Annotated in this window: 20 protein-coding genes and 1 tRNA gene; 16 read left to right on the top strand and 5 right to left on the bottom strand. The window is 43.0% G+C overall.

Going from position 1 to position 26,083, the window contains the following annotated elements; all coding sequences use genetic code 11:
- Nucleotides 1-174 precede the first annotated feature (174 nt).
- Together EP181_RS09205 and EP181_RS09200 are read left to right on the top strand one after the other, a co-directional pair.
- A complete protein-coding gene (locus tag EP181_RS09205; RefSeq protein WP_127471376.1) occupies nucleotides 175-639 on the top strand; it encodes a FliG C-terminal domain-containing protein in 465 nt (154 codons plus the stop codon).
- A gap of 104 nt (nucleotides 640-743) precedes the next feature.
- On the top strand, nucleotides 744-1,208 hold the full coding sequence (locus EP181_RS09200; RefSeq protein ID WP_127471375.1) for a FliG C-terminal domain-containing protein: 465 nt from the start codon (nucleotides 744-746) through the stop codon (nucleotides 1,206-1,208).
- Between the two features lie 8 nt (nucleotides 1,209-1,216).
- On the opposite strand, the gene folB is transcribed toward EP181_RS09200, so the two are convergent.
- Nucleotides 1,217-1,591, bottom strand: a complete 375-nt coding sequence (gene folB / locus EP181_RS09195) for a dihydroneopterin aldolase (RefSeq protein WP_232023408.1) — start codon at nucleotides 1,589-1,591, stop codon at nucleotides 1,217-1,219.
- 210 nt (nucleotides 1,592-1,801) lie between these two features.
- On the opposite strand from folB, the gene plsY reads away from it, so the two are divergent.
- A complete protein-coding gene (gene plsY / locus EP181_RS09190) occupies nucleotides 1,802-2,428 on the top strand; it encodes a glycerol-3-phosphate 1-O-acyltransferase PlsY (RefSeq protein WP_232023407.1) in 627 nt (208 codons plus the stop codon).
- Between the two features lie 70 nt (nucleotides 2,429-2,498).
- Here plsY and tsaD read toward each other — a convergent pair whose 3' ends face one another.
- Nucleotides 2,499-3,524 carry a tRNA (adenosine(37)-N6)-threonylcarbamoyltransferase complex transferase subunit TsaD gene (gene tsaD / locus EP181_RS09185; RefSeq protein ID WP_127471374.1) on the bottom strand — a complete coding sequence of 342 codons (1,026 nt, stop codon included), beginning with the start codon at nucleotides 3,522-3,524 and terminating at the stop codon, nucleotides 2,499-2,501.
- Nucleotides 3,525-3,697: 173 nt separating this feature from the next.
- Between tsaD and rpsU the strand changes: the two genes are divergently transcribed.
- From rpsU to EP181_RS09160, 5 genes are all read left to right on the top strand, one after another.
- The gene (rpsU, locus tag EP181_RS09180; protein WP_127471373.1) at nucleotides 3,698-3,913 is read left to right on the top strand and encodes a 30S ribosomal protein S21; all 216 of its coding nucleotides are present in this window, start codon (nucleotides 3,698-3,700) and stop codon (nucleotides 3,911-3,913) included.
- Nucleotides 3,914-3,974: 61 nt separating this feature from the next.
- On the top strand, nucleotides 3,975-4,418 hold the full coding sequence (locus EP181_RS09175) for a GatB/YqeY domain-containing protein (RefSeq protein WP_172959766.1): 444 nt from the start codon (nucleotides 3,975-3,977) through the stop codon (nucleotides 4,416-4,418).
- Between the two features lie 214 nt (nucleotides 4,419-4,632).
- Complete coding sequence (gene dnaG / locus EP181_RS09170; RefSeq protein ID WP_127471371.1) at nucleotides 4,633-6,489, top strand: DNA primase; 1,857 nt, start codon at nucleotides 4,633-4,635, stop codon at nucleotides 6,487-6,489.
- A gap of 173 nt (nucleotides 6,490-6,662) precedes the next feature.
- The gene (gene rpoD / locus EP181_RS09165; RefSeq protein WP_127471370.1) at nucleotides 6,663-8,450 is read left to right on the top strand and encodes an RNA polymerase sigma factor RpoD; all 1,788 of its coding nucleotides are present in this window, start codon (nucleotides 6,663-6,665) and stop codon (nucleotides 8,448-8,450) included.
- A gap of 173 nt (nucleotides 8,451-8,623) precedes the next feature.
- Nucleotides 8,624-8,700, top strand: a tRNA-Ile gene (locus EP181_RS09160).
- A gap of 409 nt (nucleotides 8,701-9,109) precedes the next feature.
- On the opposite strand, the gene EP181_RS09155 is transcribed toward EP181_RS09160, so the two are convergent.
- The 3 genes from EP181_RS09155 to EP181_RS09145 all read right to left on the bottom strand — a co-directional run bounded on the left by EP181_RS09155 (nucleotide 9,110) and on the right by EP181_RS09145 (nucleotide 10,262).
- A complete protein-coding gene (locus EP181_RS09155) occupies nucleotides 9,110-9,268 on the bottom strand; it encodes a BrnA antitoxin family protein (RefSeq protein ID WP_232023586.1) in 159 nt (52 codons plus the stop codon).
- Nucleotides 9,269-9,391: 123 nt separating this feature from the next.
- Entirely contained in the window at nucleotides 9,392-9,601 is a 210-nt protein-coding gene (locus EP181_RS09150; RefSeq protein WP_127471369.1) for a BrnT family toxin, read from the bottom strand.
- Nucleotides 9,602-9,971: 370 nt separating this feature from the next.
- Nucleotides 9,972-10,262 carry a ComEA family DNA-binding protein gene (locus tag EP181_RS09145; RefSeq protein WP_172959734.1) on the bottom strand — a complete coding sequence of 97 codons (291 nt, stop codon included), beginning with the start codon at nucleotides 10,260-10,262 and terminating at the stop codon, nucleotides 9,972-9,974.
- Nucleotides 10,263-10,663: 401 nt separating this feature from the next.
- On the opposite strand from EP181_RS09145, the gene EP181_RS09140 reads away from it, so the two are divergent.
- The 8 genes from EP181_RS09140 to EP181_RS09105 all read left to right on the top strand — a co-directional run bounded on the left by EP181_RS09140 (nucleotide 10,664) and on the right by EP181_RS09105 (nucleotide 26,082).
- Nucleotides 10,664-11,365, top strand: a complete 702-nt coding sequence (locus tag EP181_RS09140) for a response regulator transcription factor (RefSeq protein WP_172959733.1) — start codon at nucleotides 10,664-10,666, stop codon at nucleotides 11,363-11,365.
- 181 nt (nucleotides 11,366-11,546) lie between these two features.
- Nucleotides 11,547-13,943 (top strand): methyl-accepting chemotaxis protein, encoded by a 2,397-nt coding sequence (locus EP181_RS09135; RefSeq protein WP_127471366.1) that lies wholly within the window; start codon nucleotides 11,547-11,549, stop codon nucleotides 13,941-13,943.
- A 223-nt stretch (nucleotides 13,944-14,166) separates the two neighbouring features.
- Nucleotides 14,167-15,072, top strand: coding sequence for a sensor domain-containing diguanylate cyclase (locus EP181_RS09130; RefSeq protein WP_127471365.1), 906 nt, complete (start codon nucleotides 14,167-14,169; stop codon nucleotides 15,070-15,072).
- 11 nt (nucleotides 15,073-15,083) lie between these two features.
- Nucleotides 15,084-18,506: a PAS domain-containing protein gene (locus EP181_RS09125; RefSeq protein WP_127471364.1), complete on the top strand. Its 3,423-nt coding sequence runs from the start codon at nucleotides 15,084-15,086 to the stop codon at nucleotides 18,504-18,506.
- 8 nt (nucleotides 18,507-18,514) lie between these two features.
- The gene (locus tag EP181_RS09120) at nucleotides 18,515-19,243 is read left to right on the top strand and encodes an ATP-binding response regulator (protein ID WP_127471363.1); all 729 of its coding nucleotides are present in this window, start codon (nucleotides 18,515-18,517) and stop codon (nucleotides 19,241-19,243) included.
- A gap of 71 nt (nucleotides 19,244-19,314) precedes the next feature.
- Nucleotides 19,315-19,689 (top strand): hypothetical protein, encoded by a 375-nt coding sequence (locus EP181_RS09115; protein WP_127471362.1) that lies wholly within the window; start codon nucleotides 19,315-19,317, stop codon nucleotides 19,687-19,689.
- 169 nt (nucleotides 19,690-19,858) lie between these two features.
- Nucleotides 19,859-23,050, top strand: coding sequence for a response regulator (locus tag EP181_RS09110; protein WP_172959732.1), 3,192 nt, complete (start codon nucleotides 19,859-19,861; stop codon nucleotides 23,048-23,050).
- A 203-nt stretch (nucleotides 23,051-23,253) separates the two neighbouring features.
- Nucleotides 23,254-26,082, top strand: a complete 2,829-nt coding sequence (locus tag EP181_RS09105; RefSeq protein ID WP_172959731.1) for a PhnD/SsuA/transferrin family substrate-binding protein — start codon at nucleotides 23,254-23,256, stop codon at nucleotides 26,080-26,082.
- The last annotated feature ends 1 nt before the right edge of the window (nucleotide 26,083 follow it).

Below are 26,083 nucleotides of genomic sequence, written 5' to 3'. Positions count from 1 at the left end.
ATTGATTGTGGGCTTTCATAGAGGGGCAGCAGCACTTGTTAATTAAGATGCGTATTATGCTATAAACCCCAGTAAACGAACAGAGGTTATTCAGTGTGTTGAATAGCAAGATTGGCAGTATAATTGCTAGAACTAAAAATAACCGCATCTTTGATTTTAAGGCGAGAAAACCGCATGAAAGTGGGCATAAAAAAACAGCAAGAAAATGAATGGTTAGTGCACATAGGTTGTGGTGCGGTAAAAATGGATCGTTTTGCGGTAGAGCTGTTAAGCATTACCTTAGAACATTTATTAGCACTGGAGCGGGGTGAAAGCCATTCAACCTTAAAAAGTTATATTAAATTAGGTTTGCGGCTTAAAGAGTTAAAGCCGCTTGAACTGCAAAAGCTTTTAAGAGAAGTAGACAATCAAGACGTGCTAGTGCTAATGATGGTGGCACGTGATGCTGGTTTATCCGACAGCGTTATCAGTAATATTGGCGGCATTATGGCCAAACAACTGCATGAAGATTTACAAAAAGCGACCATGCCCAGCGAAGAAACCGCTAAAGAAGCCATTAAACGCGTGGTCGAAAAGCTGTTTGAGCTAGAGGGATTGGGGCAGATTGAGTTTGTGAATGATCGCACGCAATACATTTAACTCAAACTTTATGGTGAGTTAATTAATAAGCCAATAATAAGCCAACAGTTCACTTGTACAAAAATGTTATTTAATGCCACGTGCGTAGGCGAATAGGAATAAAAATGGAAATTTTAGCCAGAAGAGATGCCAGTGGTGAGTTTCAAATAGAGCTAGGGCCAGTGGTGTTTACGTTGCCGGTTGAGGTGGTAAAGGCTTTGCAACAGGTGATTGAACAGCGAATAAATCAGCCCAGTGAAGTGGACGCCGAAAACTTAAAACGTAAGCTAGAAGCTTATCGCACCTTGGCCACAAAAATGGCCAGTGTCGATGACCGCGTGGTACAAAAGTTTGCCACTAAAGTCACCCCAGAACAATTGGTCACCATAGTGCGTTTGGCTCAGGGTGACGTGCTGTACAACAAAGTATTGCGCAACTTATCGCAACAAAATCGCCGTCAGTTTGAAGAAGATTACGCACAACTCAATAAAATTACCGAGCAACACGCCTGTCTTTACATGGAGCAACTCGTGCCCACCATAAAACGCGCCGCTCAAGAGCAAAAGCAGTATCACGCAAGTATGGGGTGATTATTGGCTTATGCCGCCCTATGCCGCTTAATGATTAATCCTACTGTGGTGGCTTGCGGTACGGCTTGTGGTTTGCTTACGCGCAAGCGCAGCGATTGCACGGGCAAATGGTGCGCTAAAATGTGCGCACAAATGGCCTCACATAAACTTTCTAGTAGTTCAAATCGACTTTGGTTTACCAGTTCAATCACTTCATCGGCCACCTGTTTGTAATCTACCGTATCGCTAATAGCATCACTTTGGGCGGCTTTTGCAATGGCAAGTCGCATGTCAATGTCAAAAATAAGCGGTTGCGGTTGCGCCCGCTCCCAATCGTAAATGCCAATAATGGCCTGCGTATGTAAGCCTTGAATAAAAATGGTGTCCATTAACAGTTTGCTCACATTAAATTCCTTTTGCGAGAGACCTTTGCACGAGTGGGGTACGAGAAAAAAATATGGAAAAATTTAACCATTTTTGGCCGTGCATCCACTCGTGCAAAGGTCTTTGTGAGTGTCATCCAGTGATTTTAGCGCATCATTATCTACTTCTTGCGGGTGACTTCTAGTAAAATTCGCACAAATTAATCATTTTTACAGTTTAAAAAGGCAGTTATGGACACATTGATACACACGATAATGGATTTTCAGGCACTTGGATTTATTGCGGCGGCCTATGTGTTAGGCTCTGTTTCAACGGCTATTATTGTGTGTAAAGTCATGGGGTTGGGTGACCCACGAGAGGGTGGTTCGGGCAATCCGGGTGCTACTAATGTGTTGCGAATTGGCGGCGATAAAGGCAAAAAAGCGGCGGCGATTACTCTAGTGGGCGACATGTTAAAAGGCTTATTGCCAGTATTGGTGGCGCACGCGTTTAACCTACCAGGCCTGGTCATTGTGTTGGTGGGGTTTGCGGCGTTTATTGGGCATCTTTATCCAGTGTTTTTTGGTTTTAAAGGCGGCAAAGGCGTGGCCACTATGCTGGGGGTGATGTTTGGGTTGTCGTTACCCATTGGTTTGGCGGTAGCCGCTACGTGGTTGTTTGCGGCAAAGGTGCTTAAAATTTCGTCGTTGTCGGCTTTAATAGCGAGCTTTTTAGCGCCATTGTATATTTACTTTTTAGCCGATGAAGTGAGTTGGATTTTGGTTTCAGGCTTAATGACCATGCTTTTATTTTGGCGTCATCGGGGTAATATTGAACGCTTAATAAGCGGTGAAGAGAGTTTAATTAAAGCCAAATAGTACCATGGTTAAAGCCAAATTTGACCCACTAAAATCGTTTTGACCAGGCCTGGTCAAAACGATTTTTTGTTTACACCGCCGGCAAATCTTCTAATGACCAGCGCGGCGTAGTGGCAAAGCTTAAATTGTTATGCTGCCCAGCCAGTAAGCGTTGCGCGCCGGCGTAGGCAATCATGGCACCGTTGTCGGTGCAAAACTCAAGGCGCGGATAAAACACTTCGCCGCCGCGTTTGAGCATAAGCGCATTAAGTTTGGCTCTGATTTCACGGTTGGCGCTGACGCCTCCGGCCACTACCAAGCGATTAAACCCTACTTGCTCTAAAGCGCGTTTGCATTTAACCGCAAGGGTGTCGGCCACCGCCAACTCAAACGCCCTACAAATATCAGCCTTGGTCTGTTCGGAGTCGTCACCGGCTTTAACCGCCGCTTGCCAGGTGTTTAAGGTAAAGGTTTTTAAGCCACTAAAACTCATGTCTAATCCGGGGCGGTCAACCATAGGACGCGGAAAATGATAGCGCGTAGCCACCCCTTTTAACGCCAGGTTAGACACGTTGGGGCCGCCTGGGTAACCTAAATCTAACAGCTTGGCAGTTTTATCAAACGCCTCACCCGCCGCGTCGTCGAGTGTATCGCCTAATAAAGTGTACTGGCCAATGCCATCCACTCTAACAATCATGCTGTGGCCACCCGATACCAATAAACAGACAAATGGGAACGCCGGCGGACTAGGTTCTAGCATGGGGGCAAGTAAATGGCCTTCCATGTGATGCACGCCAATGGCCGGAATATTAAGCGCATACGCTAGACTGCGCGCCACGGAAGCCCCAGCTAATAATGCGCCCATTAAGCCTGGGCCCGCGGTGTAAGCAATGCCATTTAATTGCGTAAAGCTTACATTGGCTTGTGCCAAAGACTGCTTAATTAACGGGCTGAGTTTACGAATGTGGTCACGCGATGCGAGTTCGGGCACTACGCCGCCGTATTGCGCGTGCAGTTCAATTTGTGTGTATAAGGTGTGCGTTAATAGACCTGCATTGGTGTCGTACAGGGCAATGCCGGTTTCATCACAAGAGCTTTCTATTCCCAGTACTAGCATTATTTAAACTCATTCATTCAAAAGTGACTGAATTTTAACAAATTATCTTAGGGTTAATTGTAAAAAAGGTTTGCAAATGTGGGTTGAGAAAATTATAATTCGTCGTTTCCACTGTTCCCCCATTTCTTGCGTTGGGTGCGTAACAGAATTCAAAAATTTTAATAGGTAGAATTATGCCAAGCGTAAAGATCAGAGATACTGAACCATTTGACGTCGCATTGCGTCGTTTTAAACGTGCTTGTGAAAAAGCCGGCGTGTTAACCGAAACACGTAAACGTGAATTTTATGAAAAGCCTACCTGGGTTAAAAAACGTATGAAAGCTGCGGCTGTTAAGCGTTTGGCTAAGCGTTTGTCACGCGACAACCGTCGTGGAACTCGTTTATATTAATTGTTTAAAAAATCATTAATAAAACGTGTTAACCCAAGCTAGGAGCAGTGTTTAAGTGTCAATTGATCTAAAAACACAATTAAGCGATGAAATGAAAACCTGCATGAAGGCCAAAAACAAAGAGCGACTTTTAGTAGTCCGCACAATGTTAGCCGCCATCAAACAGGTTGAGATTGATAATCAAATTACTGTAGATGATGCAGGTGTCTTGGCTATTTTAGACAAGGCAATGAAGCAACGTCGAGATTCTCATCAGCAATTTGTGGCCGCAGAGCGTCCTGATTTAGCTGAGCAAGAAGCCTATGAGATGACGGTCATTCAGGACTTTATGCCACAAGCACTCACTCAAGCTGAAATTGTTACTTTGCTTGACGCCGCTATGCTTGAAACCGGTGCGGCCAATATGCAGGATATGGGTAAAGTCATGGCTATACTCAAACCGCAAATGCAAGGTCGTGCTGATATGGCTGAGGTTAGTAAGCTCATTAAAGCTAAATTAACGTAATACTTTGTTGTGACCAGGCCTGGTAAGACTATTAGATGCTATTAAATAATATAATTTATATTAAATAATTTTTAATAGTTCAGGAGGTCTTAAAATACTCTGTCACGGTGTTTAAACAATTACGCTAAACACGCTCAAATAAACCCGTCCGTTTTTAACTGGCGGGTTTTTTGCGTTTAAGGGCGGTGTATTTTTCTGTGGATAAGGTGTGAATATGACAAGTGCAACAGGGTCCATTCCGCGTTCGTTTATAGAGACATTATTGTCTAGAGCCGATTTGGTGCAGGTTATCAATCAGCGTGTACCGCTTAAAAAAGCCGGTGCCACCTACAAAGCCTGCTGCCCTTTTCATCAAGAAAAATCCCCTTCGTTTAACGTCAGTCCGGTCAAACAGTTTTATCACTGCTTTGGGTGTGGCGCGAGTGGTGACGCGCTTAAGTTTTTAATGGAGTACGACGGCCTTTCGTTTGTAGAGGCAGTCGAGTCCTTAGCGGCACAGTACGGCATGCAAGTGCCACGTGAAAAACTTTCACCGGGAAAGCAACAGGCACAAGAAGTTAAACAAAAGCAACAACGTGATTTATACGATGTCATGCATTTGGCGGCCAAGTTTTATCGGCACCAATTGCGCGACCATCCGTTGGCGAGTGAAGCGCAAGCCTATTTAAAAAATCGCGGTTTAAGTGCCGAGGTTGCCAAAACATTTGTAATTGGCTTTGCTCCGCCTGGTTGGGACAGTTTGGTGAGTGGTTTAAAAGCCGATGCCTTATTAAAACAGCAGTTGGTCGACGTGGGTTTATTGGTGCAAAAAGACACCGACAAGTTTTATGATCGCTTTAGGCATCGCATTATGTTTCCTATTAGGGATGGTCGTGGTCGAGTGGTGGCCTTTGGTGGTCGAGTAATGAACGATGAGCAGCCTAAGTATTTAAACTCACCTGAAACACCTATTTTTCACAAAAGTTATGCGCTTTACGGCTTGTACGAAATGCGCCAATCGCGGGTTAAGTTTGATCACATTGTGGTGGTTGAAGGCTATATGGACGTGGTGGCCTTAGCGCAATTTGGAATTCGCAACGTCGTCGCTACTTTGGGCACTGCAACCACCATTGATCATTTGCACATGTTATTTAGGCAAGTAGATGAGATTGTTTTTTGCTTTGATGGTGACGCAGCTGGGTTAAAAGCAGCGTGGAAGGCTTTAGAGTTGGCCTTGCCATTAATGGAAAAAACCCGGTCGGTTAAGTTTCTGTTTTTACCGCAAGGCGAAGACCCTGATTCGGTGGTGCGCAAAGAAGGTGCAACCGGGTTTGAACAGCGTGCGGCCAGTGCCTTATCTTTGTCGGCCTTTTTAATGCAAGGCTTGCAAGGCAAGCTCGGTTTTTCTATTCACTCTATTGAAGGTCGTCAACAATTGGTGTCTTTAGCACAGCCTTATGTGCAGTTGGCGCAAGGGTTGTATCAGTTTTTACTGGTGGAAGGTATTGCTGCATTGGTCAATTTGCCCACGTGGCGTTTAGAAAAGCAAATGAATGTCCGTTCGGGTTTTGCCACGTTTAAAGAGCCAGCCAAAACAGGTGCTCAATTTGGATTATCAACAGGTGAGTCGGCCAGCAAATTAGTTACTTTGTCACTTAAATTGGTCAGAATTTTGCTAAAGCGTCCCAACTGGGCAGAGTTTTTTACAAATGAACTCGCCGATGACCTTTTAAAACTTCCTGAGCGTGACTATGTTGTATTGGGTGCGGTTATAAAAGTCTTAAAACATCAGCAGTTTGTGGCTCAGGCGGCTACCGATTGGATGGTGCGAAATGGTTATTCGGTCGAGCTAAATTTGATTGGACAGTCTGAACTGCCAAATGATGAAAGCTTTTTAATGGCCGAGTTTGAAGTAGCTATAACAGCACTGGCCTTGGATTTAGACGGACGAAAAATTGGCCAATTTGGCTGGAATGTTGATGAAATGCGCAAGCTTCAGCATTTTACAAAAATAAATGACCAGGCCTGGTTAAGATTAAAAAAGGTCTTAATATCAAGGTCAAAGTACTGGGTATTTGGCACGGTCTGGTAAAGCGTACAGTCTAAAAATCTAATCTTTTTAAAAGGTTAGGTTGGGTTATTTAACCCCACGGTTTAAATTAAATTTAGTATAATACTTGGCTCTGAATTTTTGACATTAGCCCCTCTTTTTAAGGGTGGTTGTTAAGCAAAAATTGGGTTTTTATTCTTTGTATCGAGGCAAAAATGACAAAAGTCGAAAGAAAACAGCAGTTAATGGATTTGATTGAACGCGCAAAAGAGTTAGGGTATCTAACCTTTGCTGACGTAAATGATGTTTTGCCTGATGACATTGAAGAAGACCAGTTGGGTCAAGTACTCACCATATTAAAAGACTTTGGTATTAAGCTGTTTGACACACCACCAGACGAAGACGAATTGCTGGCGCAAGATGGCGAAGCGTTTGACGATGCCGCCGCCGAAGCCGCTTTAAGCGCCTTGTCTGAAGTGGATGCAGAATTTGGTCGTACCACCGATCCGGTGCGTATGTACATGCGTGAGATGGGTTCGGTTGAGCTGTTGACGCGTACGGGCGAAATTGAAATTGCCAAACGCATCGAATGGGGCATTCGTGACATGCTTAACGCCTTGTCTTTGTACCCTATTTTTACCGATTCGATTTTAAATACCTTTGGCAAAATGGACGACGGCGAAGGTAAAATCGCCGACGTAGTTCAAGGGTTTGTGCGTCCTGGCGATTTGGATGATGTGCCCGTGGACGAGTTATCGCCCGATGCCGATGCCGATGCTGCACCCAAAGAAGATGGTATTAATCCTGAAGAGTTAGCGGCCTTCTTAGCCCAGCTTGAAAAATTAAATAACGCCGCCTTAGCCGCCGAGGCCAAATATGGCTCAACGGATGAAAAAGCCGTTAAAAAACGTCGTGCCGTGGTTGAGCATTTGCAAGGTGCTAAAATTACGCCCGCGTTTTCAACTCGCATTATTCGCGCCATTAAAACGCGTATTGCCTCGATTCGTGAGCAAGAAAAAGTCATTGTTGACATCATCATGCGTAAGATTAAAGTTCCACGCTCGGTGTTTTTAGAAGCGTTTGTAGGTTCTGAAACCGATTACGAAATGATTGATCGCCTTATGTTGGCCAGCCCTAAGCATGCCGAGCAATTAGAATCGGTTCGCTCTGACATTAAACGTGCTCAAAAGCGTTTGGCGATGATTTCTAAAGCTGAAAAAATGCCCATCACCTTGTACAAATCCATTTATAAAGATTTGAGTAAGGCTGAGACTTTGGCGCGCGTGGCAAAGCGTGAAATGATTGAGGCCAACTTACGTTTGGTGATTTCAATTGCCAAAAAATACACCAACCGTGGCCTGCAGTTTTTGGACTTAATTCAAGAAGGTAACATTGGTTTGATGAAAGCGGTGGATAAATTTGAATACCGTCGTGGTTACAAATTTTCAACCTACGCCACGTGGTGGATTCGTCAGGCCATTACGCGCTCCATTGCCGACCAAGCGCGTACTATCCGTATTCCGGTGCATATGATTGAAACCATCAATAAACTCAATCGTATTCAACGTCAACTTTTGCAAAAAATGGGTCGTGAACCCACACCAGAAGAGTTGGCGATTGAGATGGAAATGCCCGAGGACAAGATTCGTAAAGTGATGAAAATCGCCAAAGAACCGATTTCTATGGAAACGCCTATCGGGGACGATGAAGATTCTTCATTGGGTGATTTTATTGAAGATTCCAATATATTGTCGCCGCAAGATGCCGCCGATGCCGAAGGCATGAGCGAAACGGTGCGTGAAATGTTAAACACCTTAACGCCTCGCGAAGCCAAAGTATTGCGTATGCGTTTTGGCCTAAGCATGAACACCGATCACACGCTAGAAGAAGTAGGTAAACAGTTTGATGTGACGCGTGAGCGTATTCGTCAAATTGAAGCCAAGGCATTACGCAAACTGCGTCACCCAAGTCGTGCCGAGCGTTTAAAAAGCTTTTTAGATTAACGATTACCCGTGGTTTAAAGTTGGTTTAAAACGCATTTTAGGCCAGTTTTAAACGTATATATTGACCATAAAGATTTAAAAAATATTAAACAGGCGCTATAATAAGCGCCGCTTAAACAACCAGGCCTGGTTGTTTAAGTTTTACAGTTTTACCGCAACACTCCTTTCTATAAGGGCCCTTAGCTCAGTTGGTTAGAGCACACGACTCATAATCGTTAGGTCCACGGTTCAAGTCCGTGAGGGCCCACCATTTAAAATCCTTTATTTACAGTATGTTGAACCTTGTTAGGGCTTTAGCTTGCCTGTTAATTTTCTAGATAGCGCCTAGATAACACTATGTCAAAATACAGCGTTTGTTTATCTCTTGATTTCGCCGTTTAAGCGCCATAAATCATCTGCTTCATATCCTAGGCCATCGTCATCCATTTTTTGATGAATGATATTTGGTGTATCTTCGCCCAAGTTTTTTTGTAATATGTTCTTTGGAAAGTCGTTGCACATATTCATTGAGTGACTTATCTTCGTCTCTCAGCACTCTCAAAACTTCCCATCATGGTTTTCGTTGGTAATGGCGCGAATTCGCACCATCTAATGAGCTGGCCTGTTTATTTTCGCATTCACCGTTTTGTGGAAACGAACCAAGGCAATGCAAATTCTGTTCAGGCTTTGGCGTGTTCTTTCATCCATTCATTGAGCGCGTCATTCATTCGAGTTTGCCAGCCTTTGCCAGTGCTTTTAAAGTAATTGACGACTTCAGCATCAAAGCGAATGGTTACTTTCTCTTTGGGATGGACTAATTTTGGTCTGCCGGCTCTAATCAGCGTTTCACCGTCCTTGAGTTCGGCACGTTGAAAAAATCGTCCTCTAATTCCGGTACATCATCAAAGGTATTGTTTAAATCTTGCTTGTTCACGATCATTCGCCTTTCTCAGTGAGATTATTCATTTATCTTCGGCTCGGGGTGTCCATACCGCAACAGCCATACGCTTATTTATCAGCCCGATAGAGATAAGCCGCTGTTCGCCATAATTCTGTCTATCATCTTCAAGAGTGTAATGAGTGCCTTCAAATATTTGCCATGCGTCCGCAAAATCAAGGCCGCGCTGTTCTAGCGTAATTTGCCGTTTCTGTTCGTCATATTGTATATTCATCGAATAATTATTGTACCTACATTTATTTGGCGTTGGAAGAAATTTAGACCGCTTGGCTTTGGTTCATTAGATGTAAGGCTAGATTGCGTTTATCGGCTTCACTGAGGCTGCTTAACAGTTTAGGCATTAAAGAGATGCGTTAAAAATCAAATAAAGTATTTTTACTAATGGATGCTTTGAGAGAGGGGCGAAGGATGCTTTTGCTCGAGTGACGCTTTGGCTAATGTTGGATAGCAAGCCTGATGATTGACCAGGCCTGGTTAAAGGTTAGTAATGTTTTTAAATCTTTGCACGCGTGAAGGCTCGAAAAAAATGGTTAAAATTCTCCTGATTTTTTCGGCACCTTACCCATGCAAAGATTTTATATTGTTTAAGGCTTGGCTTTTACAGGTGCGTCGGTAAATAAAAGGTCGGCTTTAATTTTTTCTAGCGTTTTCTCACCAATGCCTTTTACCGCTAATAAGTCTTCGGGTTTGGTGCATGGGGTTGCTTTGCAAAGGGCTGAAATTGCCTCGGCCTTAGCCGGTCCAATGCCGTTTAATGCCTCGGATATTTGAGCCGGTGTTGCAGTATTGACGTTAATGGGACTGGCTAGAACACCGCTACTGATTGACAGTAACGCCACTAAAAAACCACTTTTAAATATACTTTTTAATAACATGGTAATTGCTCCAATGCATAATATTGCGTGCGCTTTTAAAGGCAAAGCGAACTTCATAATAGCAAATAAAAGCGTAATTGGTGCGTTATTAAGAAATTAAATAAGTATTTATATTTAATTAGGTTTATTTTTACCGCTTTTTTTTACCGGTTTATTGACTCTAAAAATCTTTATGGTTCGCATTTTTAAACAGGTTGATGTATTTTTTTAAAATATACCCCTAAAAATTAGATGGTTTAATTTAAAATAAGTATTTTTGTATTGCCTTGATGAGACCTATGCACGAGTAGATGTAAGGCCAAAAATGCAGTGAGTTGCGTGTTATTCACATGACTTTAAAAGGCCATATTGCTGCTTTTATTTGTGCAAAGAGTGCACCTTGTTTGGATTTGAAGAATTTTATGCTTAGAGTGCTTATTGTTGAAGATCAGCTGTTAATTCGCGAAATCTTAATAAATTGTTTGGAAAGTGCGGATTATGAAGTTTCTGCTTTTGAATCAGCAGAAGCGTTGTGCGCGGTGCATCAAACCTACATGCACTGGCAGATTGCTATTTTAGATGTGTCTTTGCCGGGCATGAATGGTTTTGAAATAGCGCAAAAATTGCGACAAGCGTGTCCGGGCATGGGGATTATTATGTTAACCATGCACGATACAATTGATAAAAAAGTCCAGGGTTACGAATCGGGTGCCGACCTTTATTTAACGAAGCCATTAGAGTCATTAGAACTTTTAGCAGCCATAAAAGCCCTTAATAAACGGCTTGGATTAAGCGATGCAGGCTCTCAAAAGATTCTTTATTTGGATGTTATTAAGCAAAAATTATTTTTTGATGAGCACAGCGTTGAAGTGCTTAGTTTTAAGGAAAGCAAGGTGCTAAAAGCGTTTATACAGGCCGAAGAACAAACGCTTGAATACTGGCAGTTATTAGAACTCAACCAGTTTACCTTTGATGAAAAAGGTCGTAAGCAACTAGAAGTAATGATTTCTCGTCTTCGGCATAAGTTAACCCATTTAACTGGGCAGACCGAGTCAATAAAGTCCATTCGTGTTCATGGTTATCAATTGCCCATCAGTATTGTATTGTCAGATGAGAGGACTTAAGTTTTAAGCCATTTTTTATCGCACCCCGCTCAAACACAGACCTCAGAAAAAATAAAAAATAAAAAACTGCATGCATATAAGTAAAGAATCTTATTATTGAAAGGTTTAGCAAGGTTCCCATAAAACGGAATGTTAACATTTGTTTTCACAAAATTTAACGTTTAGTGTTTGGGGAGCCTGCATGCGAAATAATCAACCAATTAATAATGAAGAATACGTGGTGTTAGAAGGGCAAACTCTGGTCTCAAAAACAGATTTATCTGGAAATATTACAGAGTGTAATGATGCTTTTGAAGCCGCGAGTGGATATTCGCGCGCCGAACTCATTGGCCAACCGCATAACATGATTCGACATCCAGATGTTCCCCCAGCCGTGTTTGCTGATATGTGGGCAGATTTAAAAAATGGCGTTCCTTGGACGCAAATTGTTAAAAATAGATGCAAGTCAGGTGGTTTTTATTGGGTACGAGCAAACGCTACTCCCATATATAAAGACAGTAATATTGTAGGTTACATGTCTATACGGTCAGCGATTAGCGACGCTGAAAAAAAAGCGGCCATGGCGGCTTACCAAGCGATTGCCTCTGGTCAGGCTAAGATAAAACACGGTCAGGTTTACAGCGGTATTAACAAAACTAAACTTAATGTATTTGCACACATAAGCCCACCTTTTCAACTGGGTCTTGCAACCCTTTTATTCTCATTTATTCCCCTGATTGTATCGTCAATGGTTTCGGCCAGCGTGTCTGACACTTTGTTGTTGGTGTTGTCTTTTATGCTTGTAATCAGCATGACCCTTTACGGCTATCGCTTAAAAAGAGCCAATGAGTTTGCTGTGCGCGCGTTGCAAAAAATGGCGAGCGGCCAAGCGCTTATTAATCATGTTTACGATCCTGAATCGTACAGCGGAAAATTGCGTAATGCGACGATTTCAGCCAATTTGGCCTTTCAAGAAAATATTGAAGAAAGTGCATTTCAACTCGATCAAGCTCGGCAGCTTAAGATGGCTCTGGATAAGCTAAAAAGTAATGTAATGATGGCAGACGCTAACTACAACATTATGTATATGAATGAAAATATTCACACGTTTCTTACCAGTCGAGAAGACAGGCTTAAACAGGTTTTGCCAAACTTTAATGCCAGTAAGTTAATAGGACAAAATATAGACATTTTTCATAAAAACCCATCGCATCAACGTGCAATGTTAGCGGCGTTAGATAAGCCTATGAACGCAAATATTGAGGTGGCTGGCTATTATTTTGAATTGGCCATACTGCCCATTAAAAATCGTGCGGGTATACGCACCGCCACATTGGTGGAGTGGCGTGATAGAACGCAAGAGGTTCAACTGCTTGAAAACGTAGGCAGTACCGTTAAAAAAGCCCAACAAGGTTATTTAGGTGAACGTATTGATGTGTCGCAGTTAGAAGGGGTTGCTCATGATCTTAGTGGCTCAATTAATGAGCTGATGGATGCAATTCAAGGGGCTATGGGTGATGTTATTAGGGTAACTAATGCCATGTCTAAGGGCGACTTAACCCAAAAAATAGAAAATAATTTTGATGGTGAACTGGGCGAGTTAAAAGAAGCCATTAATAGTTCTATTGTTCGGTTAGAGAGCACCATTATGGTCGCCGTTGAAGCGGCTGTTATAGTGGACGGTGCCGCGCGTGAAGTCTTAAAAGGTTCGCACGATTTAAGCGACCGAGTGCAAGAACAAGCGGCATCGCTGGAAGAAACGTCCGCCACGATGGATCAAATGAGCTCAACGATTCAAAACAACACTCAAAATACGCATCAGGCGTCAGAAGTTGCACGAGCTGTTCAGCAAAAAGCCCAGCATGGCACGCTTGTTATGCGTCAAACCATAGACGCGATGCAAGCCATTCAGGAATCAAGTCACAAAATTGTAGACATTGTTTCGCTGATTGATGGCATTGCTTTTCAAACCAATTTGCTGGCACTTAATGCGGCGGTAGAAGCGGCGCGAGCGGGAGAGCACGGTCGTGGTTTTGCCGTAGTGGCCGGAGAAGTGCGCGGATTAGCGCAAAAGTCGGCAGAAGCCGCCAAAGACATTAAAAAACTCATTGGTCAAAGTGTGACTCAAGTCGAACAAGGGACAAAGCTAGCAGATCAATCGGGTGAAGTTCTAAAGGGTATCACCATTTCAATTGATGAAGTCACCAGCATGATTGAGCAAATTTCAAAAGCAACCTACGAGCAAGCGCAAGGCATTAATCAGGTGCATGACGCTATAACGAGCATTGATCAAATTACCCAGCAAAATGCCGCACTGGTTGAAGAAACCGCCGCTGCCTCAGAAAACATGCGTGATCAGTCTACTAATTTAAGCAAAGAAATGAGCTTCTTTAAAACGTCACGCACCGCACCAGCGGCCATACCGTTGACTCATCATATTAATCGTTCTGCTCATTCTGCGGTTTCTGCGAGTGCAAGTCCGCCAAAACCCAGGGTTCAGCCTAATGCGCGGATGCCCCAAAAAGTAGAAAATGCCTTGTCCGCAAAACCCGCTACTCCAGCAAAAGCCCTTAATGAGAAAGAATGGGCCGAGTTTTAATGTAAAGACCTATGCATGGTTTACGCACGCGTAGGTCGATATAAAAATGAACGCAAGGTCTCTCTTAGGGTGTAACGGTAAGTCGTAAAATGTTAACCAAGTTTATTATCTCAGGGGTTGCCTAGGCCGATATTTCACTCGTGCAAAGGCGGCTTAAAAAATAAACGGTTCTGTTTAACGGCATGAAATGGCGCAACGCCCAAAATAAAGCAGGAACGTTTTAATGTCTGTTAAAGACTGCAAGAACTATATTCAAATGCTGGACGAGCATGTTATTACCTCAACAACCGACACCAAAGGTACGATTACGTCGGTAAGTAAAGCCTTTTGCATTATTAGTGGCTATTCACAACACGAGTTAGTGGGTAAAAGTCACAATATTGTGCGCCATCCCGATATGCCTACCGCACTGTATGACGATTTATGGACTACCATTAAACAAGGTAAGGCCTGGTCGGGTGAAATTAAAAACTTAAAAAAAGACGGTGGTTTTTATTGGGTCAAAGTTCACATTCATGCAAATTTTAACGCACTTGGGAGTATTATCGGTTATAGCGCAGTGCGCCAAGATATTACAGATCAAAAATTAATTGAAGTGATGATGCATACCGATGAGTTAACGCAAGTTTATAACCGTCGTTATTTTAATCAGCAATTAGAGCCTTATATTAAAAAACATCGTGCCAATGGCTTTTGGATTGGTTTTTTAATGATTGATGCGGATAATTTTAAAAAATACAACGACAGTTATGGTCACCACGCCGGCGATGATGTGTTACGAACCATTGGCAGTAGCTTAACGAGTACATTTAATCAAATACACGACTTAGTGTTTCGGTTAGGGGGTGAAGAGTTTTGCGTTATGGTGAGAGCAACCAATCCCCACGAAATTCGCCACCGGGCTGAGCAAGCGCGCCAACACTTTCAAGACGTAAATATAAGTCACTCTGGCAACCCACCTTTTTATTGTGTCACTTTATCGATGGGATTAATGGGACTAAATCCTGGGGTACAATACGCCAGTGACGAAATTTATAAGTACGCCGATGAGGCACTTTATCGCGCCAAACAAAAAGGGCGCAATCAAGTCGAAGTGGTGAGTGCTAACGTTGACATTGAATTATTTTAAACGAGGTTAGAATGTACTTACCCAAGCTAGCAGACATTGCTACTGCCAACGTTATCACCATAGCCGACACACAAACTATTGAGGCGGCTGTGCATTTGATGGCCGAGCAAGATTTGCGCGATGTGATTGTTACGGGTGAAGCTGGGTTAAGAATATTAACCACTCGTGAGTTAATTGGGTTTCGTTTGCAATGTGTTGGGTTTAATCAGCCGTTAAAAAATGTGCATCTTAATTTGGTGCCCACCCTCTCACCGCAAGCCACGGTATTAGAGGCCTTGGAGATTATTCGCAATCATCCAGATGAATATTTGTGCCTGCTGGATAACAATCAGTTGGTTGGCATTGTGAGTTATACCAATTTGGCAAGTTGTTTAAATCCAGAAAATTTAACCCACACCAAAACATTAGCTCAAGTGGTGAGTGGTTCGCCGTGCGTTAAAGTGCAGTGCCACGACACAATAGAACAGGTGTTTATTGAGCTTAGTCGAGCACAACAAACCGCCGCAGTGGTCTTTGAGGGCAACAAGGCCGTTGGACTGATTACCCAAAGCGACATCATTAAGCTGTTTGATCATGGGGCTGATTTAATGCAATTAGCCGATGCAGTTATGTCGGCACCGCTTAAGACCTTTTTTTGCCATTTAACCCTAAGTCAGGCATTAGAAGTAGCCCGAAAACATCACATTAAACGCTTGGTGGTTATTGAAGAACACACCGGCGCAGCAATAGGCGTGTTGCACCAAAAAGATTTGGTGAGCCTGGTTTATCAAGAATGGGGAAAGAAACTGTCTTATGAAACAGACCTTATAAAAACCGAGCGCGACTTATTCTCTAGTGGCCCAGTGGTGGTGTTTAAGTGGTTGCCAAAAGACGGTTGGCCTATTGGGTTTGTTTCGCCTAATGTAAAGCAAGTGTTGGGTTATTCGGCGCACACGATGGTGGCCAAAGAATTTAGATTTTCAAGCCTGTTTTACCCCGATGACCTTAAAAGGGTGGCGCAAGAAGTCAGTGAATACTTGGCTAAAAAAAGCAGCTTTTGGGAGCAAGATTATCGCCTGATCAGTGCCAATGGTGAGTGTCGTTGGTTTTACGATTATTCTCGACCCATTTACAATAAACAAGGTGAAGTGGTTGAGGTGTTAGGGTATTTAATTGACCAAACCAAAGAAAAACAGGCGCATCATCGGCTTGCCGAACTGGCCAAAAACATTCCAGGAATGATTTATGAACTTGTTTATTATCCCAGTGAGCGTTATGCGTTTTCATTTGTAAGTCCGGCCATTGTTGACTTATTTGACCTAAGTTTTGAAGATGTTAAATACGATGCAAGTAGTTTATTTAAGCGCATACACAGCGAAGATGTTGCGCAAGTTTTAGACGCTATTCGCCAATCAGCTGAATATCTTACCCCGTGGTCTGAAGAGTTTAGAGTTAATTTACCCAGCGGTTTAACGCGTTGGTTAAGTGGCCAATCAATGCCGGTTAAGCGTGAAGATGACTCGATTTTATGGCATGGTTTTGTGCACGATATCACCACGCAAAAAGAGCAAATATTAGCCCTTGAGCAAGCACAAAAATCCATTGCAGAAAGTGAGGATAAATATCGGACACTGGTAGAGAACTTGCCCGTTATGATTTATCGCTGTCAAATTGATGCGCCTTGGCAAATGCTGCATGTAAGTCAAAATTCCCAAAGGTTGTGCGGTTATGAGGCACAAGCATTTTTAGATGGCAGACTTACCTGGGCAGACGTTATTTTGGCAGAAGACTTAGCGCTTGTTGAACAATCTGTGCAACAAGGCGTAGTGAATAAAACAAAATATTGCATCGAATATCGAATTTGGCATAAAGACGGCCACGTTATTTGGGTGTCAGAAACTGGGTCAGCTCAAGATTATAACGAGCAAGGTGTTCCTGGCTGTTTAAGCGGCATTATTTTGGACATAACCGAACAAAAATCAGAGCAACAAAAGCGCATCGACTCCGAAAAGCGCTTACAAGATGTAATGCAAGCGGCCGGTGAGTATGTGTGGGAAGTGGGCATGGACGGGCGTTATCTGTTTGCGTCCGATCCCATTCAAAACATTTTAGGCCTTACGCCGCAACAGTGCTTAAACCACACCCCGTTTGACTTTATGCCGGCTAACGAGCAAGAAAAAGCTGCGGCTTTTTTTGCAGAAAAAGTCGCAAATAGAGCGCCATTTCGTAATCTTGAACATTGCTCTATTCACCAAAATGGCACTAGGGTTTGGCAACGAGTCAGCGGTGTTCCTGTTTTTTCAGAGCACGGAGAGTTAATTGCTTACAGAGGAACAGGTTTAGACATAACAGAGCAAAAGTCTCAACAACTTCAGTTAGAGCAAACCAGTCGGCGCATTGAGTTGTCTATGCAAGCCGCATTAATAGGTTTGTGGACATGGGATATGCAAACCAATCGCTTAAATTGGTCGGACGAGGCCTTTGTTCAATTAGGGTATGAGCCGCAAGCGTTTGAGTTGGATTTATTGATGTTTACAACGTTGTTGCATCCCGATGATTCTGAGCCTATGTTTTTGGTAGTTCAGCAACAGATAGCCAACAAAAAATCATTTATTGTTGAGTTTCGTTTAAAAAGTGCCCAAGGTGATTGGGTTTGGATTCAGGGGCGCGGCAATCCCACCAAAAGCGATGAGCAAGGTCAGCCCATTGAAATGATGGGCAGTCATTTAGTGATTGCGGAGCAAAAACTGTTACAAATTAAAACAGAGCAACAAAATCAACAACTGCTTATTGCTCGCGATAAAGCCGAAGCGGCTAATCAAGCAAAGTCCGAGTTTTTGGCCAATATGAGCCATGAAATTCGTACTCCTATGAACGCTATTATTGGTTTGAGTGAGTTGGGATTGAAGCAAAAAGACCCAGAAAAACTGCAAAATTATTTGTATAAGGTGCATCAATCAGGGCGTTTATTGCTGGGCATTATTAATGATATTCTTGATTTCTCTAAAATTGAGGCCAGCAAGATGGAGCTGGATTGCCAGCCGTTTTATTTGCACACTTTAAGCGATAATCTTTACAGCTTATTTATTAGCACCGCTCACGCCAAAGGGCTTACGTTTCAATTGGACTGTGCGGGGGTTGAAAACATATGCGTGTATGCCGACGAATTAAGACTGCGCCAAGTATTAACCAATCTGATTGGCAACGGGCTTAAGTTTACGGCACAAGGTCAAGTTACCTTATCTATTAAAATTGCAGCCAGTCAAACAAACAGCCAAACAAATTCTATAGATCAAAATGAAAAAATTAAGGTTACGTTTGCCGTGCACGATACTGGCATTGGTTTAAGTGAGCTGCATTTGCAAAAGCTTTTTCACGCTTTTAGCCAGGCCGATAGCAGTATTACTCGAAAACATGGCGGCACAGGCTTAGGCTTGGTGATTAGCCAAAATTAGTGGCGTTAATGGGCAGTGAAATTGCGGTTAAAAGCCAATTAAATAAAGGGTCAACATTTTATTTTGAGCTGGAACTGGCCAACTGTTCGCTCCAGCAACAAACACAACTTGCGGTGCATCATTTGCCGCAACAGCAGACAAACATTCGTTATCAAGGCAGCGTGTTGTTGGTTGAGGACAATGAAGTGAATCAAGAGGTGGCTCAAGAACAGTTGCGCCGACTTGGCTTGGACGTTACCTTGGCTGAAAACGGTCAAGTGGCGGTAGAAAAAGCCCTAAATAAACATTTTGACCTGATTTTAATGGACATTCAAATGCCTGTTATGGACGGTTACCAGGCCTGTTTGGCCATTCGTGAGTTTAATCCACACATTCCTATTATTGCCCTAACCGCCGCCGTAATGGTCGAAGACCGCGTAAAAGCCCTAAAGGCAGGAATGAATGAACATTTAAGTAAACCCCTCGATTCCCAGGCTTTATTTAAGGCGTTGGGTCATTACTTTGAGCCAATCGAGTCTAAGAGTGACGCGCCTATAGACAAGCCAATTGTGCAACAAAATCATCACCATTCGATCGACATGCTAAACATTCAGCAGGGTTTAACACAGCTGGGTGGCAATGAGGCGTTGTATCGTAAACTGCTAAAACGCTTTGATGAACAGTTAACGCAAGAGTTTGCTAATTTAACCTTGTTAATAAGCAATTTAAGTCAAAATCAGATGACCAGGCCTGGTTAAATGCACAAACACTCAATCACTCTTTAAAAGGCGTTGCTGGTAATTTAGCAGCTCAAAATTTGGCGTTGATAGTGACTGATATTGATACCCTGATTAAACAGCATCAATGTCCTACTGCGCAACAGCATGCGCAATTGGTCGAGGCGATGACCATGACGCAGCATCAAATTAGAGAGTACCTTGCTCAGGACAAGGTTAACAACGAAGGCGTTATGGCCATGCAGACAACATCCAAAGACGAGCTATTGGCTCAACTGCAGGTTTTAACCCAGCGGGTGGCCGCCAGCGAATACATCGATGAGGGCGAGTTGCAATTATTGAGTCAGCGCATGCCCAGTTCATTGCAGGCGACTTGGCATTCCTTTGAATTGGCCATCGAAGAGTTTGATTTTGATTTGGCTCAAGGCGTATTACACCGCCTTATGACACAACTAAACGCGGCTTAAGATGAAATTAGGCAATACAGCGAATAGCCAAATTTTTGCACGAGCGGATTATTGGCTTAAAACATTTACGCGTGTGCAGGCTTTTTATAAGCGTTTTAGCATTAAAAATGCCATGAGCATTATGTTGAAATTTAAGTTTAAGTTTAAATTTAAATTTAAATTTAAATTAATGAGTTTATTGGTTGTGGGGTGTTGGGTTGGACTGCCTCATGCGCAAGCGTCGGTCAGTACACAACCTACTCATTCAAGCAACCAAGTGACCGCAAGCAAACCAACGTTAGTGCTGGGTGTTTTGTCTTTTCGTCCTAAAGACGTAACGCATCAGCAGTGGCAACCGTTGGTGGACTATTTAACGCAAAATGTAGAATGCAATTCGTGTCACGTCGAATTAAGGGCTTTGGATTATTTGGCTTTAGAGCAGCAATTGCATGCCGGAGAGCTTGATTTGGTGGTGACCAATCCAGCGCATTATGTTTCATTGCGTAAGCGTTTAAATCTACAGATGTCAGGGCCACTTGTTACGCTAACACGCCAAGAACATGGTAAACCCATTAATACGTTTAGTGGGGTGATTTTTACGCGTGCAAACCAAAATAACATAAATACCTTACTGGATTTACCCAATCAGCGCATTGCCGCCGTTACTCACGGTTCGTTAGGCGGTTATCAAATGCAGGTTTATCAAATGCTGGAGTCTGGATTAGCCGCGCCGGATCATCAGAGTGTGCTTATCACGGGCATGCCGCACGACAGGGTGGTGCATAAAGTGTTAAGTGGCGAGGCCGACGTGGGATTTGTACGCACGGGTGTTTTAGAGGCGATGATTGCACAGGGTGAGCTTAACTGGTCGCAAATTAAAGTTATTAATGCCCAAAGCGATTTAGCGTACCCTTTTGCACACTCAACTAAGCTGTATCCCGAGTGGCCTATTTTGGCTTTATCAACGGTAAACGAGCGCCAGGCTAATTCGTTAACAATTGCGCTGTTGCAATTAAAATCGGACCATCCAGCCGCAATGGCTGCGGGGGTTTTTGGTTTTACACGCCCCAAAAATTACGATGATGTTGAACACCTAATGCGGCAATTGCGCGTTAAACCGTTTGATACCCCTATAAAAACCGGATGGCTGGATATTTGGTACCAATACCATTGGCACATTATCAGTTTAATGGTGTTGTTAGGACTTCTTAGCGTAAGTTTAATGAGCGTATTGGGTTTAAATCAACGTTTAAACAAACAGCGAAAAATTGCTAACGAAGCCAATCAGGCTAAATCTGACTTTTTAGCCAACATGAGCCACGAAATTCGCACGCCAATGAACGGGGTGCTGGGCTTAACCGACTTGGCTATTAAAGAAAATAGTCTGCCAAAAATGCGACAACGTGTAAAAAAAGCACATCACTCTGCACAAATACTTTTAGGCATTTTGAATGATATTTTAGATTTTTCTAAAATTGAAGCCGGCAAGCTAACCATTGAATTTAAACCATTTTTATTGCAATCACTTATAAAGCGGTTAAATGACCTTTACCAACCTCTGGCGCAACAAAAAGGCATTGTATTAGTTTTTGAGGTCGATTTACTATTAGCCAAAGGGTATGTGGGCGACGAACTTCGCCTACAACAGGCGTTAAGTAATGTGATTGCTAATGCGATAAAGTTTACTCAGCACGGTCAGGTCAGCGTTCATTTAACGCCTTATAGTCCAGCCGGTATTTGTTTTGCGGTTAAAGACACCGGAATAGGCATAAGCCAGCAACAGCAAGCAACGCTTTTTAAAGCCTTTAGCCAAGTTGATACCACCATTACACGTCGTTACAGCGGTTCTGGTTTAGGGTTGGCAATTTGCCAAAGCCTAGTACGCGCCATGGGCGGAGGTGCGGTTTCGATAATAAGTGAAGAAAACAAAGGCACTTGCGTTACGTTTTGTTTGCCGTTAGATAAGCTGAGTGACGCTCAACAATGGACGCTATTAGAACAAGACACGCAATTAACTCAGCGCCATATTGTCTTTAAGGGACGAGTGCTTTTGGTTGAGGACAATGACATTAATCAAGAAGTGGCCACTGAGCTACTGCGCCAGTTTGGTTTAGAGGTGAGTCTGGCTGAAAACGGTGAAAAAGCCGTTGAAAAAGCAAAAATTCAAGCCTTTGATTTGGTTTTAATGGATATTCAAATGCCCATTATGGATGGTTACCAGGCCTGTCAGGCCATACGTCAATTTAACAGTGCCTTGCCCATTGTGGCTTTAACCGCGGCGGCGGTTGAAGACCGAGCCAAAGCATTGGCCGCAGGCATGAATGACCACCTTACCAAACCCATAAGCCGACCGGAATTGTTTGCGTGTTTAAAACGTATTTTGGGAGAACCCTATATTGAGAGTGTCTTTAAAAAAGGTGACGGCAGTGTGGCTAATGTACAGTCCGATACCCAAGAGTACGTGGGTAAAGTCGATAGCATAGCGCGTAAAGGACGTGTGTTAATCGTTGATGATCAGTCTACCAATATTAAAGTGTTGGCCAATGGCCTAAAAGACGATTATGTAATTCAGGCCGCCGATTCAGGCAAAAAAGCCTTACGACTGGCCGAGGCCTTGCCGCAACCCGATATTATTTTACTGGATGTTGTAATGCCTGAAATGGATGGCTTTGAGGTGATTAAAACACTCAAAAACAACCCTCAAACCCAAAATATTCCGGTGATGTTTGTAACCGCTTTGGACGGTTCTATTGACGAGCAACGTGGTTTAGAGTTGGGCGCTGTTGACTATATTACCAAGCCCTTCAAGTTACCCATTATTAAGGTACGTGTGGGCAGCCAGATTAATTTAAAAATAAAAACCGATTTGCTTGAATTAGAGTCGCACCTTGACGGCTTAACCGGCATCGCCAATCGCCGCCAGTTTGATGAAACCCTTAAAAAAGAGAGTCAGCGTCTTGTGCGTAACGGGCAACCGTTGGGCTTAATAATGCTGGACATTGACTATTTTAAACCCTTTAACGATCACTATGGACACGGCAAAGGGGACGAATGTTTGATTAAAGTGGCGCAGGCTATTGGATCGGTATTTCAACGTTCGGCCGATTTATTTGCCCGTTATGGGGGTGAAGAATTTGTTGTGCTCTTGCCCGAAACCGATGCCGAAGGCGTGCGCACTATGGCCGAAAAAATACGTCACGCCGTATGGGCGTTAAATTTTAACCACGCCTATTCGGCGGTGGCTGAGCGTGTAACCATTAGCATAGGGGGCATAAGTGCAACGGTGGACAGCGAAGCGGCCGCAAAAACCCTACTAAAACAAGCTGACAAAGCGTTATACAAAGCAAAAGAAAATGGCCGTAATAAGGTTGTTATGTTTTAAGAAACAAAATTAAAAAAAACATTAAAAAGCAAAAAATAAGAGCATTTTTTGTGAGAAAACAGCGTTACTAAGAGAATTTATGTATGCATAAGCTAAAAACAATAGGCAATCCTCACCAACAATGTGAGCCATTAAAATTTAAATTAAGATTTAAATTAAGTTGGCTTAAATCATGGGCGTATGGTTTGTTTGGGGTGGTTTTTTTGCTGACTTTTGCAACCTCTGGTCACGCTCAACCCAGTGACGAAAAACAAAAAACGTATCAGTTGGGTGTGTTTTCGTACAAAGGCGATGTGCGTACTTATAATGAATTTTCACCCATGGTGGCGTTGTTAAATAAGCATTTAATTCATGAGCGCATTGAACTGCAGGTTTTATCTCAGGCCGATATTTACAAAGGCATAGAAAATCAAACGTTGGATTTTGTAATGACAAACCCAACGCATTTTTTGTTGGCGCGTCACAAATATCAGGTATCTGGCGCCTTAGCCACCTTGGTTAGAAACCATCAAGGCAAGCCTCTACAGTCTTTAGGCGGGGTTATTGTTGCCAGAGCGGATAACCATGAGGTTAATAGCTTAACCGACATTCAGGGTAAAAATATTGCGGCACCCGGTGATGAGTTTATGGGGGGTTATCGTGCACAAGCCTACGAACTTTATTTGGCGGGAGTGGACTTGCCTAAGGATGTTAATCGTATTTTGTTTACTGGGTCACACCGGGCAACTGTCGAATCTGTTCTTAATAAACAGGCCGCAGTGGGCTTTATTAGAGACGGTTTGTTAGAGCAAATGCAGCACTCTGGTCAACTGGATGGGTCAGAATTAAAAGTAATTAACGTGCAATATCGGTCAGATTTTCCCCACGTAGTTTCGACCAGACTGTACCCCGAGTGGCCGGTTTTTGCATTGTCGCATGTGTCAGAAAAAGCCAAACGACACATTACATCCGCATTGCTCAGTCTTGAGTTTGAAGAGTTGGTGATTGGTCAAGACATGATTTATGGATTTAGTGTTCCGGCGGATTATTTAAGTGTTGAATCTCTTTCACGCACATTGCGCGTTCCGCCGTTTGAGCAGCGTGAAGCCATAACTTGGGTTGATTTAAAAGCACAATACGGCCTGGCCATTGCCTGGGTAGTGAGTTTAGCAATGGCGTTAATATTGGCGTTAATCTTGTTAGCCATTTGGTTTAAAAAAGTCCGCACCGCGGGGCTGTACAGTAATGAGTTGTTGGCATCACAAGAGCAAATTGTTTTGATTAACAGCGGCGATGAGTTGGTGGATGTGAGTGGCGGGTTTTATACGTTTTTTGCAGGTTACTTTGAGTCTTTAGCGGCGTTTAAACAAGAGCATAAATGCATCTGCGAATTATTTGTTTTGCGTGAAGGGTATTTGTTTAACCATCCTAATCAGTCGTGGATAACCGCACTGATGAATACAGCACAGCCAGAGCATAAAGCGATTGTAAGCTTTAATGGAAAACTCACCTTTTTTAAAGTTAATGCGGTTTTCAGCAATCGCTTAGGTCTTTACTTAATCACAATGGTTGATATAACAGAGCTTGAAATCAGCAATCAATGTTTAGCCGAGCAAACTCATTTGGCTGGGCAAGCCAATAAAGCAAAGTCTGATTTTTTAGCCAATATGAGCCATGAAATTCGCACCCCCATGAATGGCATTATTGGCTTAAGTGAACTGGCCTTAAAAGAGCAAGATGTGGTTGGTTTGCATAAGCGCCTGCAAAAAATTCATTATTCGGGGTGCTTATTGTTGGGCATTATTAATGATATTTTAGACATTTCTAAAATAGAAGCGGGTCGTTTATCGCTGGAGTTGCATGCGTTTAGCGTAACCGATTTGGTTAACGATTTAATGGGTGTATATCGTCTGGGTGCGCATGAAAAGCGCATTGAATTTTTGGCAGAAATTGACCCTTCTGTGGCCAAGGGGTACGCGGCCGATGACTTACGATTACGTCAAATTTTAACTAATTTATTGGGCAATGCCATTAAATTTACCCAGCGGGGCACGGTGATTTTACGCATTAAAATGGCCAGTGACGCGGATATTAATGCGTCCAATGCCGCTGATAATGAGTCAAAAGTATGGTTAAAATTCGAAATTCAAGACACCGGTCGCGGCATTAGCCTAGAACAGCAAAAAAGGCTGTTTAAACCTTTTTCGCAAGCCGATGGTTCTATTACCCGCGAATACGGTGGCACAGGTTTGGGGTTGGTTATTAGTGATAAGTTGGTGTGTTTAATGGGCGGCGATGGCATACAGTTGAAATCAGAGCTTGGGCATGGCAGTTTGTTTTATTTTTGTGTGCCTTTTCAAATGCTTAACGCCAAAGAAATGCAGCAACTGGCATCCAATACCAAACCCTCATTGGTACTAAAACAAGCTGATTTTGGCAATGCAAAAGTGTTGTTGGTAGAGGATAACGAAATTAATCAAGAGGTTGCTAGCGAAATGCTTAAGCAACTAGGGTTGACGTTTGAGTTAGTCTCAAATGGTGAACAGGCGGTAAATAAGTTAAAAGAAGCCACATTTGATTTGGTGTTAATGGATATTCAAATGCCTATAATGGACGGTTATCAGGCCACAAAACTTATTCGTCAGTTTAATTCGTTTATACCTATTGTTGCGCTTACCGCGGCGGCCATGGTTGAGGATCGTGATAAAGCGCTTTTAGTGGGGATGAATGACCATTTAAGTAAACCCATTGAAAAAAGTGTGCTGTACGCCAAATTGGTTCATTGGCTCAAACCCGGTACGCCTATGCCGTTAAGCCCGATTGAAACCATTTTGGTGTTAGAAACAGACCGACTGCGCATCAAAAAAATTGCCGATGCGTATCAAGGCAAAGCCAGATTGTTGGTTGCCAACCAAGTCGAAAAAGCCAACACTATCCTAACGCAACACCCAGAAATTAAGCAGGTCATGGTATCAAGTCAATGGCCTAACTTGACCGATGTGGTAGAAGCGTTGCAAAAGACGTTTAAAGTTAATATTGAGATTAACGATTAAT

The organism is Thiomicrorhabdus aquaedulcis (assembly GCF_004001325.1).
Classification (GTDB): domain Bacteria; phylum Pseudomonadota; class Gammaproteobacteria; order Thiomicrospirales; family Thiomicrospiraceae; genus Thiomicrorhabdus; species Thiomicrorhabdus aquaedulcis.
This window is presented reverse-complemented; position numbering and strand designations above follow the sequence as displayed.